This is a genomic window from Paractinoplanes aksuensis (genome assembly GCF_024137025.1).
GTDB classification, from domain to species: Bacteria; Actinomycetota; Actinomycetes; order Mycobacteriales; family Micromonosporaceae; genus Actinoplanes; species Actinoplanes aksuensis.
On sequence record NZ_JAMYJR010000023.1, the window covers coordinates 207,068 to 222,212 of the forward strand.

General features: G+C 73.1%; 7 protein-coding genes. 2 read left to right on the plus strand and 5 right to left on the minus strand.

The features are described 5' to 3' along the window. Positions 1–447: 447 nt before the first annotated feature. The 5 genes from M1L60_RS21780 to M1L60_RS21800 all read right to left on the minus strand — a co-directional run bounded on the left by M1L60_RS21780 (position 448) and on the right by M1L60_RS21800 (position 12,817). Positions 448–2,427: an SWIM zinc finger family protein gene (locus M1L60_RS21780; protein WP_253239303.1), complete on the minus strand. Its 1,980-nt coding sequence runs from the start codon at positions 2,425–2,427 to the stop codon at positions 448–450. A gap of 212 nt (positions 2,428–2,639) precedes the next feature. Beyond that, positions 2,640–6,152 carry a DUF5682 family protein gene (locus tag M1L60_RS21785; RefSeq protein ID WP_253239304.1) on the minus strand — a complete coding sequence of 1,171 codons (3,513 nt, stop codon included), beginning with the start codon at positions 6,150–6,152 and terminating at the stop codon, positions 2,640–2,642. Then, complete coding sequence (locus M1L60_RS21790; protein WP_253239305.1) at positions 6,145–7,251, minus strand: ATP-binding protein; 1,107 nt, start codon at positions 7,249–7,251, stop codon at positions 6,145–6,147. The genes M1L60_RS21785 and M1L60_RS21790 overlap by 8 nt, the downstream gene beginning before the upstream one ends. Continuing rightward, entirely contained in the window at positions 7,248–11,954 is a 4,707-nt protein-coding gene (locus M1L60_RS21795) for a hypothetical protein (protein WP_253239306.1), read from the minus strand. The genes M1L60_RS21790 and M1L60_RS21795 overlap by 4 nt, the downstream gene beginning before the upstream one ends. After that, positions 11,951–12,817, minus strand: a complete 867-nt coding sequence (locus M1L60_RS21800; RefSeq protein WP_253239307.1) for a DUF4132 domain-containing protein — start codon at positions 12,815–12,817, stop codon at positions 11,951–11,953. The genes M1L60_RS21795 and M1L60_RS21800 overlap by 4 nt, the downstream gene beginning before the upstream one ends. A gap of 168 nt (positions 12,818–12,985) precedes the next feature. On the opposite strand from M1L60_RS21800, the gene M1L60_RS21805 reads away from it, so the two are divergent. Next, positions 12,986–13,606 (plus strand): hypothetical protein, encoded by a 621-nt coding sequence (locus M1L60_RS21805; protein WP_253239308.1) that lies wholly within the window; start codon positions 12,986–12,988, stop codon positions 13,604–13,606. Beyond that, positions 13,606–15,120 carry a glycosyltransferase family 2 protein gene (locus M1L60_RS21810; RefSeq protein ID WP_253239309.1) on the plus strand — a complete coding sequence of 505 codons (1,515 nt, stop codon included), beginning with the start codon at positions 13,606–13,608 and terminating at the stop codon, positions 15,118–15,120. Before M1L60_RS21805 ends, M1L60_RS21810 begins: the two co-directional genes overlap by 1 nt. Positions 15,121–15,145 lie beyond the last annotated feature (25 nt).

Genomic DNA, 15,145 nt, shown 5'->3' on the forward strand with positions numbered 1-15,145 from the left:
GCTTTTCAGATCGACACCGAGGGAACGGAGGTCGGCGGATTTCACCGCCACTTTCAGCTCGACCTTAGGGACCTGCTTGCTCATCGGAGGTTGCCAGAAACACCTGGTCATTACTGCTTCAGTCACTGCACGCCCGCGTTTCCGGTGGTCCGACAGGCCGACCCGCATTGCCCGAATCGGCGAAACAAAACCTACCTCTTCCCGTGATCGACGGCCCGTTAACGATTTGTAGAAAAGTCAGCTCGTTAACCTGCCGTTCACCTAAGAACCCCTCCGAGTTCACCGCAGCGGCCATCATACCCTCAACCCGCGCGAGCGCCGTTTTGCCCGATTTCTCACCGCGAGTCGTCGGACCCCTGCATACCCCGTCACGGCCGGGCGCACTCCCGGCGCGGTCGTCCGCCGCTCGACCCATGGATCCCCGGCAAAGCCGGGCCGTGGCCGGGGTCACCGCCACGCTTGGCGCGTCGCTTCGGCGGCGGCTGCTTGTTCGTAGGCCGCGGCCGTGAGCCAGGCTTCCGCGAGCAGTTGGGCGTCGTGCGGGTCGAGCCGCCCGAAGACATCTCTGGTGCGGCGGACCCCGGCCGCCTCCAGCGCGGCGACCACCGCGGACGCTGTGCCCAGGTGAGCGTCAGCAAGACGCCGGACGTCGTTGTCCACGCCTGAAAGCAAGGCCGTCCGCCCGGCGGCCACAACCCGTTCCAACTGGTGACGCACCAGATGCAGCGGCGGCGACGGCCGTTCGGCCGGCACGCCGGGCGACTCGGCCCCGCCCGGCACGTCCGCCCGGGTCAGCCGCTGCGCACCGAGGTCGACATGGCCGCCGTACCGTTCCGGCAGCCACCGAGCGGCCAGCGCCAGCGCCTCGACCCGCCCGGGCCCCGCGAACCGGCCGATCATCCGCACCCGCTGCCCCACCGCGTGCTCCGCGAGCAGCCGCAGATTCCCGACATAGGCCAGCGCCGGATCCTCGTGCGGCACGCCCACCGCAACCGTCAACCCACTCCCCACCACCGGCCGGGACGGCTGCGAACCATCTGAAGGCAATGCCGCTGCCGGGGAAGCCGGGAACGAGCCATACCCGGCGCTGTTAGTGGGCGGATGGTCGAGTGCCAGCAGCAGACCGCGGCGGTCGGCGCCGAGGATGGTGCCGTCGAGGAAGGCCAGGTCGTGGGCGTGGGAACGTTCGTGGGGTGGTTGCGCGGTCGCAGCCAGCCAGCGGTCGACCTGGGCGGCGAGGGGTTGCTGCCAGAGGGCGCCCAGTGGGGTGTCGAACCAGGTCGCGCCCGAGGCGGTGATGGCCTGGCGCTGCCGGCCGTGGCTGAGGCGGCCCGAGGCGGCGGCGTGGGCGTTGACCGCTCGCAGGCCGCCGCGAGAGAGGTCGTGGTGGCTCAGCCGCACTTCGCCCAGGTCGACCGAGGCCCGCGTGGCGGTGAGGGCAACCGACGGGTCGGCCGGCTTCACGTCGGACACCGCCCAGATACGAGCCTGGGTATCAGCCAGATACGTGATCGCGCCGGCGTGCCCGGTCGTCGCCCGGATGGGTTCGCAGAACAGGCCGAACAGGCGCAGATCGCCGACAGGCTGGTAGTCCCGCCGGGACACGCCAACGGCGCAGGCGTCACCGCGCTCGAGGCGGTGGCAGGTGATTAGCAGCTCGCGCAGGTCCGAGGCGAGGTCGGCCCGGTGGAAGGCCGGATCCTCGCGCCGCGCCGCTCGCAGGTGCTCCACCACCCGGACGGCCGCCGCGGCCGCCGTATGCAGCCCGGCCACACGCCCTTGATGGGCGACCCGCAACAATTCGGCCTGGGCCACCGCGCCCGCACCGGAAATCCCGGCCGTCAAAACTTCGGCGGCCACCACCCAGAGCCCCGCCGCCGCCTCCCGCTGCGCACGACTCACGCCGGACGCCGCTGCCCGACCACCAGCACGCGAAGCAGTTGAGACGTCGGGGGAATCCGCGTGCCCCGCCGGCGCGGCGTCTCCCGATGCCGGCTCACCACCGCCGTCAACGGCCGGGCCGCTCGACTCGGGCGGCACCGAGCCAGCCGGCCGAGAAAAGACAGGGCCGACAATCGGATCGCTCGACTCGAACGACGCCGAACCTCCCGGCCGAGGAGGAACCCGGCCGGCGGACAGGTCAACCGGCTCGAACGACGCCGAGCCTTCTGGCTGAGGAGACACCGCGCCGACAAACGGATCGCTCGACTCGGGCGGAGTCGTCTGGGAGGAATCCGGCCCGACAGACAGGTTGCTCGGCTCGGCCCGAGCCAGGCCATCAGGTTGAGGAGAGACGAGGCCGGCGTCCGCGGCGGCGGGCGGTGGGCTGTCGTCGGTCAGGATGGGGGCCGCGCTCAGGACTGCGGCCCGGTGCAGGCAGCGGGGTGACAGCAGGCAGCTGCAGGTGGCGTCGTCCGGCTCGCGCACGGGGACGGCGAGGGTGACGGTGATGTTGTCGTCGGGCCGGACCGTGACCGTGTCGCCGGTGCGAAGGGCCGGCCAGCCGAGCGCCTGCGTCACCGCCGCGTCCAGCCGGTTGCGCAGACGGGCGGGCAGCACCGCGACCGCATCGGCGGTGACCACGGCCGCTACCGGGGGCAACGTCATCGGGTCCGGCTGGGTGGGGCCGAAGGACGCAGTCATCGGACCTGGGCTCCGATCCAGCCGGCCAGTTCGGTGGGGCTCAGGGCGGCGACCGGCATTCCGGCCGCGACCAACTGGGCGGCGACGCCGGTGCTGTAGCGGGGCCGGCCGCGGTCGTCGAGGCTGGCGCAGCCGAGCAGGGTCATGCCGTCGTCGATCAGGGCTCGGGTGGCGCCCAGCAGGTCGCCCAAGGGGTAGCCCTCCTCGAAGTCGCTGATGGTGATGACCATCGTGCGGGCGGGGACGACGCTGATCTGGCGGGCGTAGCGCAGGCCCGCGGCGATGTGGGTGCCGCCGCCGACGCGGATCTCCAGGAGCAGGGAGAGGGGGTCGGTCACGCGGTCGGTGAGGTCGACGACCTCGGTCGAGAACGTCACGAAGTGGGTGCGCAGCGCGGGCACGCCGGCCAGCACCGAGGCAGTCAGCGCGGCCCAGATGGTCGATTCCTCCATCGAGCCGGAGACATCGACCAGCAGGATCACCTGCCAGTCGACGCTGCGGCGGCCGGGGCTGCGGAAGATCGGCTGCTCGGGGATGATCTGCGCCCGGCCGTCGGGGGTGGGGCGCACGGTGTGCAGGTTCCGGCGGACGGTGGCGGCCAGGTCGAGCCGGCCGGTCGGCCGACGGGTCGGGCGGGGTGTGCCGAGACCGGTGAGGGCGGGCCGGATCCGCCGGGCCAGCTGGGCGGTGAGGTCGGCGGTGAGGCGGGCGACCAGCGGGCGCAGCTTGGCCAGCCGGGCTTCGGGCAGGCCGCCGGCCATCGACAGCACGGCGTGCAGCAGGTCGATCGACGGGCGGACACGTGCCGGGTCGGCCGCGAGCAGCGCGTCGGCGCGGCCCCGCTCGGCCGCCCGGGCCAGCACCTCGTCGCGGACGTCGGCTCCGAACAGCGCTTCCACGTCGGCCAGCCAATCCCGCACTTCCGGGTACGCCGTCTCGCGCCCACCGCCTCCGCCGCCCACCGTGTAAGCGCCTTCGCCCCGCCCGGCCCCGTAGAGCTCGTCCAACGCGGTGGCCAAACGACGCTGCTCGGCCGGCAGTCGCTCGCTTTCCCGCCCGAGCAGAAGTTGCCACCGTTGCACCGCCGCAATCGCGCTCTTCCGCTGCGTTTCCGGCGAGTCCACGATCGGCCGGGAGTCCCTCGCCTGCTGCCGCACATCCGTGGCTGAGTTCAGCCCAGCCGAAGGATCGGGCGGGACGTCGGTGGCGACGGCCGCGCCGACCGGTAACGGCGTCGAAGTGCTGCCGGGCGGCCCGGACGGAAGGTCCAGCGCCGCGATCGCCGCCAGCCCGGCCCGGTCAGCGGCCACCCACGTCGCCACGGAAGCGGCGTCGGCCGCCAGCTCGTGCGAGAACGCGCCGTGGCGGTCGGTCACTGTCTGCAGCAGACGGTCGCGGTCGGCCGGGCTCAGCGCGTCGAAGCCACCGCGCAGGGCGGGCAGCCGGCGGACGAAGTCGTCGTCGGGCAAATCGTCGACAGCGTCGAGCAACGGGTCCAGCGCCTCGCCGCCCGCCTCCAGCAACGCCCCGGCCACGCTGAGCGCGCCCCGCAACCGGTCGGTGGCCTCAGCTCCGGCCAAATCAGTCCAGGAGGCCAGCCGTACGCCGAATTCGCGCGCCTCCTCATGGCCGAGCAGCACGCCGACGGCCCCGGCGGCCCCGCGCATCAGCGGCGACCCGTCGCGGGCCAGTGTGCGCACGGCGCGCCCGAGACGCAGCCGCCGCCCCGCTTCGTCGGCCGACGCGACCAGGTCGTGCAGGGCCCGCGCGTCCTCGACCCGGGTCGACCCGGCCAGCCCGGTCACGGCCGCGACCGCCGCCGCGTGGACGTCGTCGCGCACCTCGGCGATGCCATCGAGCGGATCACCCAAGTGTCCGCGCTCGAGGCGGCCCAGCAGGCGCAGCGCGGCCACGATCTGCTCGATCGTGCCGCCCTGCCCGACGGCCTGCCGCACATCGGCCAGGCGGTGCGCAGCCAGCACCGGCAGCGCGCACGCCGCGGCCTCGTCGAGCCCGGCCAGCGCCTGTTCGGCCGTGGGACCGCCGTCCCGCTGCTCGCGGCGGCGCCGGTTGGCCAGCATGCCCTCGGCCGCCTGGGCCAGCGTGACCCCGTGCAGCCCGGCGATGGCCAGGGCGGCGTCGGCGGCCGGCGTCCACTCCACCCGCCACGTGGTCGTCACGGCCTCGCCACCGAGCGCCGGTCCGGCCGTACCGGGACTGCCGTAGGGCGCCCCGCACGCCGCGAGCCGCCGGATGGCCAGCTCGCGGGCCCGATCGGTCGGCGAGCGCAGCGGGTCGAGCCGCACCCGCTGGTATTTGTCGCCGGGCCCGGGCAGCTTGAGCCGGGCCAACTCGTCCGCGACATACGGCCGCAGCCCGGTGACCGGCGCTCCCTCCGGCAGCCGCCCGCGCCGACGCCCGACCAGCACCTCTTCCATCGCGCGAGCCACCCCACGGCCCACGCCGACCGGCGCCCCTTGCGCGAGCACGGTCTGCAACGCCTCGACCAGTTCCCCGCGACCGGGCGCGGGCAGCCCCCGCAACGCGGCCAGATCCGAGGCCAGCCGCGCGACCTCGGCCGACTCCCCCGGCCCGGCCGGCTGCCCCTGCCCGCGCAGCTCCCGCGAGACCTCGACCGCGAACCGATCCGCCGCTGCCCGAATCCCGTCCGGCTCGGCCCCAGCATCATGAACCGCCTGCTGCCACCGAGGATCCCGGATCCCCGCCGGATAGCCGGACCGAGCATCCAGCAGATCGAACGTATAGGGAACCAGCGAAATCACCGCTGCCCCGCCGTCCCCGGACGGATCAGGCCCGGCGTCACCGGAGCGGCCGCCATCCGATGTGGTCAGCAGAGCCGGCGCATGGAAGGCGCCGACCACGGCCGACACGCGGCCCTCCGTACGGGAAAGGACATCTCGCATCCAAGCCTCGCGACGCAGGTCGATCGATTCCACGCCCGTCCGCGAAGCGTCGTGGCGCAGCGCCCAACCGGCCGCCAGCGCCGCCCGCCGAACGGCCTCGGGCGTGCTGCCCGGCGCCCCCGCCTCGACCCATCGGTCCCACAGGTCGTCCCCTGCGCGGCCGGACAACCTCGCGTACACAGTGGCACTCAGCGTCGGCCCCGTGGCCGCACCGGACTCACCGGACCGCTCCTGCCAGGCCGGCGACGCCAGCGGCAGATCGCAGCACACCACCGGCACGTCGTTCCGGCGCGCCCACCGCACAGCGGCCAGCTCAGGACTGAAGTCGGCGAACGGGTAGAACGCCAGCGGCCCGTCCTCCACCGCCGCCGCCAGCGCGACCGGCGCCGTCGTACCCGGGTCACCGAGCCAGCGCACCCACGGCTGCATCTCGGACGGCAACTCGACCAGCACCGTCCCCGGTGCGAACGCGTCCAGCAGCGCCGGCACCGCCACCGCCAGCACCGGCGAGTGGTGCCGGACGCCGATCAGCTGCACCCGTGGGTCGGCGGCCAGCCGGTCGATCTGCCGCCGGGGGTCAGTCACGCAGCACGTCCCGGTGTTCCCACAGCTGGCGCCACATGCGCGACCCGGCCTCGGCCCGCCGTCGCAGCGCGCCGTCCCAATAGGCCAGCAACCGTTCGGCGTCGGCCGGGTCGTCCTTGCGCACCACGCCGAGCAGGTGCCCGGGCAGCAGCGACAGCGGGTCGGGCCCCGGCAGGTAGGCCGCGGACAGCCCGATGGACGCCGCCACCGCCACCGCCTCGGCCGTGCTCATCACCGACGACGGCCGCTCCACCTCCCAGCCCTCGGCGCTGGTGCCGGTGCGCAGGTCGCGGAAGGCCGTGACCAGCGTGTCGAGCACCGCCTCGTCGACCGCGAACGTCGCCCCGCCCCGCTCCACAGCGGCCCGCGCCTGCCGGGTGACCAGGGCGATCTCGGCGTCGAGGTCGGCGATCGGCGGCACCACCTCGAAGTTGAACCGCCGTTTGAGCGCGGCCGACATCTCGGACACCCCGCGGTCGCGCAGGTTGGCCGTGGCGATCAGGCAGAAGCCGGGCACGGCGTAGCTGGTGGCGCCGTCCTGCCCGGCCAGCTCGGGGACGCTGACCCGGCGCTCCGACATGATCGAGACCAGCGCGTCCTGCACCTCGGGCAGGCAGCGGGTGATCTCTTCGACCCGGGCCACGGCGCCGATCTGCATGGCGGTCAGGATCGGCGAGGGCACCAGCGACTCCGGCGACGGGCCCTTGGCCAGCAGCAGGGCGTAATTCCAGCCGTACCGGAGCTGGTCTTCACTGGTTCCGGCGGTGCCCTGCACGGCCAACGCGCTGGTGCCGCAGATCGCGGCCGCGAGCAGCTCGGACAGCATCGACTTGGCCGTGCCGGGCTCACCCACCAGCAGCAGACCGCGCTCGCCGGCCAGCGTGACCACACAGCGTTCGACCAGCGCCCGCTCGCCGACGAACTTGGGCTCGATGATCCGGCCCTCGACCGGCACGCCGCCCGAGCCGGCCACGAACGTGACCACCGCGCGCGGGGTCAGCCGCCAGCCCGGCGGGCGCACCCCGTTGTCGGCCGCGGCCAGGAAGGCCAGCTCGTCGGCGTGGCGCAGCTCGGGCGGGTCGATCTGGCGGACGGTCACGGCTTCTCCTCGAGGTCTCGGTAGCGCGGCCCGTCACCGGCGACGATCCGCGCCCAGGCCGTGGCGAACAGCTCGGGCAGCGGGCGGGTGACCAGCTGCGGCCGGCCGTCGGCCGGGTAGAACTGCTCTTTCCAGCTCTCCATGGGCAGTTGCGGGGCGCGGGCGGCCCGCCAGCCGCCGGGCAGGAAGACCGGCCGCCCGGCCCTTTCCCGTTTGGCCTCGACGACCAGCCCGGCCGCGACGAGCGCCTGCTGCGCCCGGCGGACGGCGGCCACCTTCCATCCGTTGAAACCCTGCACAGCCTTGTCGGTGGGGTCGGGCAACGCCAGCAGCTGCAGGTAGTAGGCCGCGGCGTCGGCCTCGAGCTCGAAGCGCTCGGCCACCGCGGCCACCAGCTCGGGGGCGCTGACCCGGGGATCGCGCGGGTCACCGGCCGCACCCTCCGGTGTGGACACCACCGCGTCGATCCAGCCCGAGAGCAGGATCCGCAGCGACGAGGCGGCCTCGTGGTCGACGAAGCCCAGGGCCGGGTCGTCGGAGCCGGTCAGCTTGGCCGGCGCGATGTGGCAGGCGGCCCAGAACGCCTCACTGGCCCCGTCGACCAGAGCGGGCCCCGCTTCGGGCCGCTGGCCCGGCTCGAACATCCCGGTGCCGACGAGCAGGGCCGGATTGGCCAGCCGGGCCCGGACCAGCCGCAGCGCCTCGGGCAGGGCCGGCCGCAGCGGATCGTCCCAGTGCAGCCGGTAGGCCAGCCAGGGCAGGGCGTCGGCCACCGCCTTCAGGTGCTGCTCGTCGAAGGGCGTGCCGTCGTCGGCGAGGGTTCGCACGTGGTGGTAGCTGAGGGCCTCGCTGCGGCCGTCGGTGGTGAGCCAGTCGCCCGGGCGCGGGCCGGCGATCGCCTGCAGCACGGCGGCGGCCAGGCGCGACTCGACCACCCGGGCCAGTTCGGCCACGAGGTCGTCGGGCACGGCGAGGCGGCGGCCCCGCAACCGGATCCACTCGGCAGCGACCGCGGCCACGTCGGGGCCGTGCTGCCACAGGTCGGCCGGGTCGACCGGCATCGCCGCGTCGAGCAGGGCCAGCCGCTGCGGGCCGGTGAGCTGACCCAGCGCGGCCTTGGCCACCTTGGCGTGGCCGGCGGTCAGACCGAGCGTGGCCCGCTGCTCGGCGGTGAGGAAGTTGGCCTCCCAGACCGCGATGCCGGGCAGGCCGGCCAGCAGCAGGATCGCCTCGGCCCGGGTCATGCCGGTGGCCGCGGCCAGGGCCTCGGCCGCCTCGGGCCGCCACGGCGCCGGGCCGCGCTCCGCGAGCAGGGCGCCGAAGGCCCGCAGCCTGTCCGCGGTCATACGGCCGCTGGGGCGGAACTCGTCGCCCACAGTGGAATCGGCGGGGACGGTGAAGGAGCCGATCTGCACGACGTCGCGGAGCCAAATCCATTTACCGTCGACGAAGTTCTGGCCGGGTGGGAACAACACCGTGGTTCCCTGGTCATCCTGCTGGACCTCGACCTTGCCGCCGACACCCATGTGGGGCTGGGTCACGCCGAACACCCGCAGCGGCACCGAGTCACCGGTCAGCGGGCCGGCGGCGACCTCGGCCAGGAACACGGCCAGGGCCTCGCGGTCGGCGTCGCCGGTGGTGGCGGCAGCCGCGCGCAGGGCGACGGCGCCCAGCCCGGCCAGCAGCGCCGGCCAGTTCGAGCTGATGGCCGGGATCTCACCGGGCACCGCGCCGTCGCGCAACAGCGTGCTGACCAGACTGACCTGTTCGAGAATCTGGTGGCGGGCGCCCGACGAGCCGCTGTAGTACGAGCGGTGGCTGCTGACCGTGAGGCCCTCCCACGCCTTGTCGAGAGCGTCGTCGGTGACCGTGATGGAGACCGGGGGCGGGGCGGGCACGGTTTCGAGATGGGCCGGGATCTCGGCCAGCCGGCGGTTCAGGCGGACCGCCCGCACGACGATCTCGGCCAGGCCCGAGCGCAGCATGCCGTCGGTGACCTCGGGCAGGTGGGCCTCGACGTTGGCCGTGACCGCCTTCTTGAGCGCGACGGTGCCGGTGACCGACTCGTCGATGGCGAGCAGCCGGGCCGCGATCTGGTCGTCGACCTTGCGCAGTGCGGCCGAGCCCGCCTCGTCACGGGTGGTCAGCGCGTGCCACCAGGCCAGCGGCGGCATGGTCATGGTGCCCTCGCTGACCTCGGCCAGCAGGTGCTCACCGTCGGCCGTCCAGATCCGGACGCGCGCCCGCGGGTAGCCGTCGACCTGGGTGACCGGCAGGTCGTCGGCCGAGCCGGGCAACCGGATCGCGGCCACCAGGTTGTCCGAGGTGCTGCGCCCGACCCGCTGCAGCGTGGCGTCGGACAGCGTGACCCGGCGGCCGTCGAGGCCCACGCCGATCCGACGGCCGCCGGCCGTTGCCGACCGCCAGCCCCACATGCCTTCGTGTACGCCGAGGGGCGAGGCCGGGAAGTCGGCCGGGCGCAGTTGACAGACCTCGGGGACCAGTGCCTCGCCCGGCCCGAGCTCGGCCAGGAAGGCGGGGAGGCTGACCCGGCCGGTGTCGCCGGTGAGCGGGTCGAACTCGCGCCAGCGCCACACGTACGAGCCGGAGTCGCCCTGGACCCACTCGCAGCGCCAGAACGCCTGCCCGTCGGTGGCCAGCGGATAGAGCTCGCCCGGGCCCCGGCTGTCGCCCGCGTGCAGCGGCCGGACGCCGGTGGTGAGCCCGCCGCCCGGCGCCGGCAGCGGGAACGCCGGCACGTGCCAGCCCACGTGGTGCAGGTTGAAATCGGCCTCGATCACGTCATCGGGCCGCGACGCCCAGTAGGCGGCCGGGCCGTTCTCACCGGCCCACGACACGAGCAGGTCACCCCCGGCGGCGACCACGGTGGTGTGGGTCCAGTGGGTGCGGGCGGCGCGGTGCCCGGCCGGCGGGAAGCGGAAGACGTGTTCGACCGGCTGCCCGCCCGGCGCGATGACGTGAGCGGACTGGTCGTCGTGCACGACGATCTCGGGCCACGACGTGCCGCTCCGGACGTTCTTGAGCTGCCCGGCCGCCTCTTCGTAGGCGCCCCAGCCCAGCTCGGCCGGCGACCCGGCGCGCAGGCTGCGGGCCAGCGTGGCCGCCACGTCGAGCCCGTGCAGCTGCCGGAAGCCGTCGGCGGCCAGCGCCATGCCGCTCGGCGACCACAGCGCGGCCAGCTCGGTCAGCGACGAGTCGAGCCCGGCGATCGTGGTGGCGCCGGCGTGGTCGGTCTGGTCGCGGACGACCTCGGCCAGCACCTCGCGCACGCCGGCCGCGCCGAAGACCTGTTCCAGCGTACGCACGGGAAGGGCCGGACTGGTCAGCGACGAGCCCTCGCGCAGCTGGCCCATGGCCTCGCGCACGCCGAACCGCAGCATCGGGCGCAGGACCGGGTCGGCGGCCAGCGCGGTCAGGTCGCGCCGGCCCGGCTTCTGGTCGCGGGCCCACTCGGCGACGTTGAAACCGCCGTCGGACCGCGGGTTGCCGATGCGGGCGTCGACGCCATGAGCCAGGCAGACGTCGAGCACGTCGAGCTCGACCCGCCACGGCTCGGGCGCCACGACAACCGGGCCGCCGGCGGCCAGCGCGGGCGCCATGCGTTCGACCAGCGACAACAGCTTCTCGGTGCGGGTGTCGCTGCCCCGGCTCGACCGCCGGCTCGCGAGCAGGCGTTCGAGCCAGCGGCCGGGCGCGGCCCCGGCGATCAGGTCGGCCGCGGCGCCGGACGCCTCGAGCAGCTCGAGCCACTGGTCGGAGATGTCGACATCCCACCCCGGAGGCTCGGGGAAGATCTCGAGCAGGCGGGCCCGCACCGCGGCGTCGCGCTTGCCTAGCCGGACCAGGCTCTTGCGGTACGCCTTCCAGACCGACGGGTGGGAACGCACGAGGGCGGGACAGGTGAGCAGGTGGGTCACGACCTCGTCGGCCTGGGCCTCGGCGTCGAGCCCGGCCGCCTTGGCCAGCCGGGCCAGGTCGGGCGCCATGGACGCGTGCGGCGGCAACCCGCCGGCCACCCGCCGCAGGGCCAAGGTCTTGACCAGCTCGTAGGCCTCGGCGGCGCCGCGCCGGCCGACCACTCCGCGCGCGTACTCGGCCAGCATGGCCGCGGTGAGCGCCCCGGCGAAGGCGAACTCGAGGTGGACGTCGCGTACCCGGTCCTCGTCGACGGTCAGGCCGTGCACCTGTTCGGCCCGGCGGGCCTCGGCGAAGCACGTGCCGGCCATCCGCTGGTTGTCGGCGGCCAGGAAGGCCCGGCCGGCCTGTTCCCAGAAGGTCGGCAGGAACTGCGGGGCGGCCTCGCCGAGCCGACCGGCCAGACCGTCGTAGCCGTCTTTGGCGTTGCCGGGCTTGCTGCGAGCCACCCGGGCCAGTCGTTCCATGTCTTTGACCAGGGCCAGCGCGTGCCGCCCGTGGGCCGGGTCGTGCACGAGGGCCCAGGCCGGGAAGCCGAGCGCCTGCCGCAGCGCGTGGCCGACCGGCACCGGCTCAGCGGCCGGCGCGAAACCGAGGAACTCCATCGTGATGTCCTCGGCCGGGCCGACCGTGGCCCCGACCAGCCGGACGACGGTGCGCCCGTCGAGGACCGGGTGCTCGTAGGACCGGGCGGTGACCGTGTCGAACCCGGCGGCGGTCGACGAACCGGGCAGGACGGCGCCGGCCTCGAGCAGCGACTCGCTCATCGGGCGTTCTCCTCCTCGACGACGCGGGCGGCGTGCAGGGTGGCTGCCATGCGCAGGCCCTCGGACCAGGCCACGGGCGGCACGTCGGCCGCCGGGACCGGCTCACCGGCGGCATCGGTGAAGCTCACGCCGGACAGTGAGGTCTCGTAACTCGGGTCGCCGTCGCCGATCCAGACCGAGGCGACAACGGTGGCGCCGCCCTCCCACACGCGGCAGACGGCCGTGCCGCCCTGCACGCGATAGCCGGACGACGTGGCCCTCGACTGCACGTGACGAAGCTCCTTGAAGTAGGCGCCGGCGTAGCGGTCCAGCTCGCGGCGCTGATCGGCCTCGGCCGCGGGCTTGCGCCAGATCTCGCGGAAGAGCTGCAGCAGGCCCTGTTCGACCCCCAGGTCGGCCGCGAACTCACGCAGGTCGTCGAGCTCGGGCAGCAGGACGGGGTGGGGGATCACGACGGTCGGGGCGGTGATCCGAGCCGACTCGCCGTCGAGGTCGACCACGCCGAGGTCGGCGCCGGCATCACGCAGCAGGCCCGCGAAGGCCGGCTCGAGCGAGCCGTCGGCGGCGACCGGGACGACCACGACATCGCGCAGCACGGCCCGCCACGCCTCGTCGGCCCAGACCTCGGCGATCAGACGGGCCGGCACGGGCAGCGACCGGATCATCCAGCGCTCGGCCTCGGCCCGGCACGACGCCTCGTGGCGGCGCAACCACTCGATCAGCTGGCGCAGGCCGACCACGGCCTCGTGCTCCTTCAGGGCCTTGGGCAGGGCCTTCAGCGGTTTGCCGTGGGCGGTGCGCGCCACGACCTTGCCCTTGTCGACGCTGACCTCGTAGTCGGCGCCGGCCGGTACCCACCCCATCGCTTTCCCCCATCGCTGAACGTGTCGCGGATTGTGCCACCGCCCCCCGACATTTTTGAGCGGTTCGAGCTACCGAAAAGAACCCGGGCCGAAACCTTCAACCACGAGGACCGGGCAACCGATGAGGAGTCGAGCAAGCCCGGTCGAAGAAGCGAAGGGTCCCCCCACGTGCGCCTCCCCCGAAGCGTGGCCGCCGGTCTGGCCGCCGCCGTCCTGTGCGGCAGCCTGACCGGCTGCAGCAACCTCAAAGAGCTCACCAGCAGCAGCAAACCCCTGCCCGGCGCGAACTCCCCCAGCGCGTCGCCCACCCCGTCGGCGTCCCCCAGCGCCGTCGCGGTCAAGCTCCCGGTCCGGGCCAGCGGCCCGCTCGACACCGGAACGGCCACCCACAGCCTCAAGCAGGGCGCCTTCTCGGTGAAGCTGACCTACTGGACGTCGGACAACGCCAAGCTCTACAGCGCCGACACGCTCAAGACGATCAACGTCGCGGCCCACGTCGAGGACGCCGACAACACCCACCAGATCACCATCAGCACGTTCCAGGTGATCCAGGACGACGGCACCAAGCGGGTCACCGCCGCCACCGACAACGGCAAGTTCGACGTCACCCCGCCGTACCCCTACAACACCGTGGTGACGCTGCCCGCGGCGACGGCAGGAGCAACGACGCTCACGCTCACGATCCGGCTGGACCTGCTGGTCGAGACCGCCCCCAAGTCGGGCAGCTACTACCGCTCGACCGCCCTCGACACCCTCACTCTGCCGCTGCTCACGAATGGTGCCAACTGATGACCGAGTCCAGTCCCGGACTGCGCCGGGCCACCGACCGCCAGATCCTGCTGCCCCGCAGTTCCAAGGCCGGGCCGCTGGCGCTGCCGCCGGCCGTGCCGCAGCTGCACGAGCTGGAGGCGGTCGAGACGATCTCCGGTGAGATCGCCGCCGCGGCCACCAGCGCGACGCCGCGCAACGCCACCATCAGCTGCATCATCCCCTGCTACAACGAGCAGGACACGATCGCCGAGGTGCTGAAGAGCCTGCTGGCCCAGACCCGGCTGCCGGACATCATCCACGTCATCATCAACAACACCGACGACGACACCCCCGAGATCGCCCGCCAGTTCGAGGGCGTCCATACCCGTACGGTGAAGGGTGAGGAGTTCGTCACCAGCGTCCACGTGCATGACATGGGCGTGAACCCCGACAAGAAGGTCGGCGCGCTCAACTACGGCTACTTCCTGTCGCGCGGTTACGACTACATCCTGGGCGTCGACGGCGACACCACGCTGGCCCGCGACGCCGTCGAGCGGCTCGAGCTCGAGATGACCGACGACCCGCGCATCGGTGGTCTGAGCGCCATCTACAGCATCGACAAGAACCGCAAGGGCCTGATGGCGCGGTTCCTGGTGGCCGGTCAGCGCGCGCAGTTCGCCGCCTTCAACATGGACAACCTGCTGCGCGGCCGCAACATGGCCGTGCTGGGCGGTCAGTGCTCGCTGTTCAACATGCGAGCCCTCGAGACGGTCATGGTCAAGCACTACCAGCAGGCGCCGTGGGTCCGCGACAGCGAGGTCGAGGACTCGAAGCTGTCGCTGCAGATCAAGGACGCCGGCTTCAGCACGAAGATCAGCGCCACCGCCCGCGCCTACGTGGGCCCGATGACCAACCTCCGCGCGCTGCACGGCCAGCAGGTCAAGTGGAACTTCGGCGCCATCGACCTGTTCTGGCCGGGTCAGCGTGGTGACAGCAAGGGCCAGCCGCTGCACCCCAACCTGCGCCTGCGCTGGTTCGAGAACATCTCGATGGCGTTCAACATCATCTCGCGGCTGGGCTTCCTGCTCCTGCTGGTGGCCGCGCTGTCGATCGACGCCTTCGTGTTCAACCCGATCTGGCTCATCCCGCCGGCCATCGCCATGCTGCTGAACCTGCGGCTTGCGTTGTCCATGAAGGACAAGAGCGCTTCCGACATTCTCTATGCCGCGCTCTTCATTCCGGCCGAGCTCTACATGTTCGTGCGGATGGGGCACTTCGTGTCGGCGTGGGCGCAGTTCCTGGCCAAGACCGACCAGGACAACTGGGCGGCCCAGGCCAATGCCGAGAAGGGCAAGGGCTCGGCCTACGTCATGCCGCTGGTCGTGCTGCTCGCCGTCGTCGCCGGGGCGACCTTCGCCTGGACCCAGCAGAGCGTGGGCGTGCAGTCGGCGATCCTCTCGCTCGGCTGGCCGATGCTCTACATCGCCACGATCGCGCAGTCGGTCTTCATGCTGCGCAAGCTGGTGCGCCGGCACCGCGGTTTCGCGGTCTGAGAATTGCGTACGGAGTGAAGGGCGC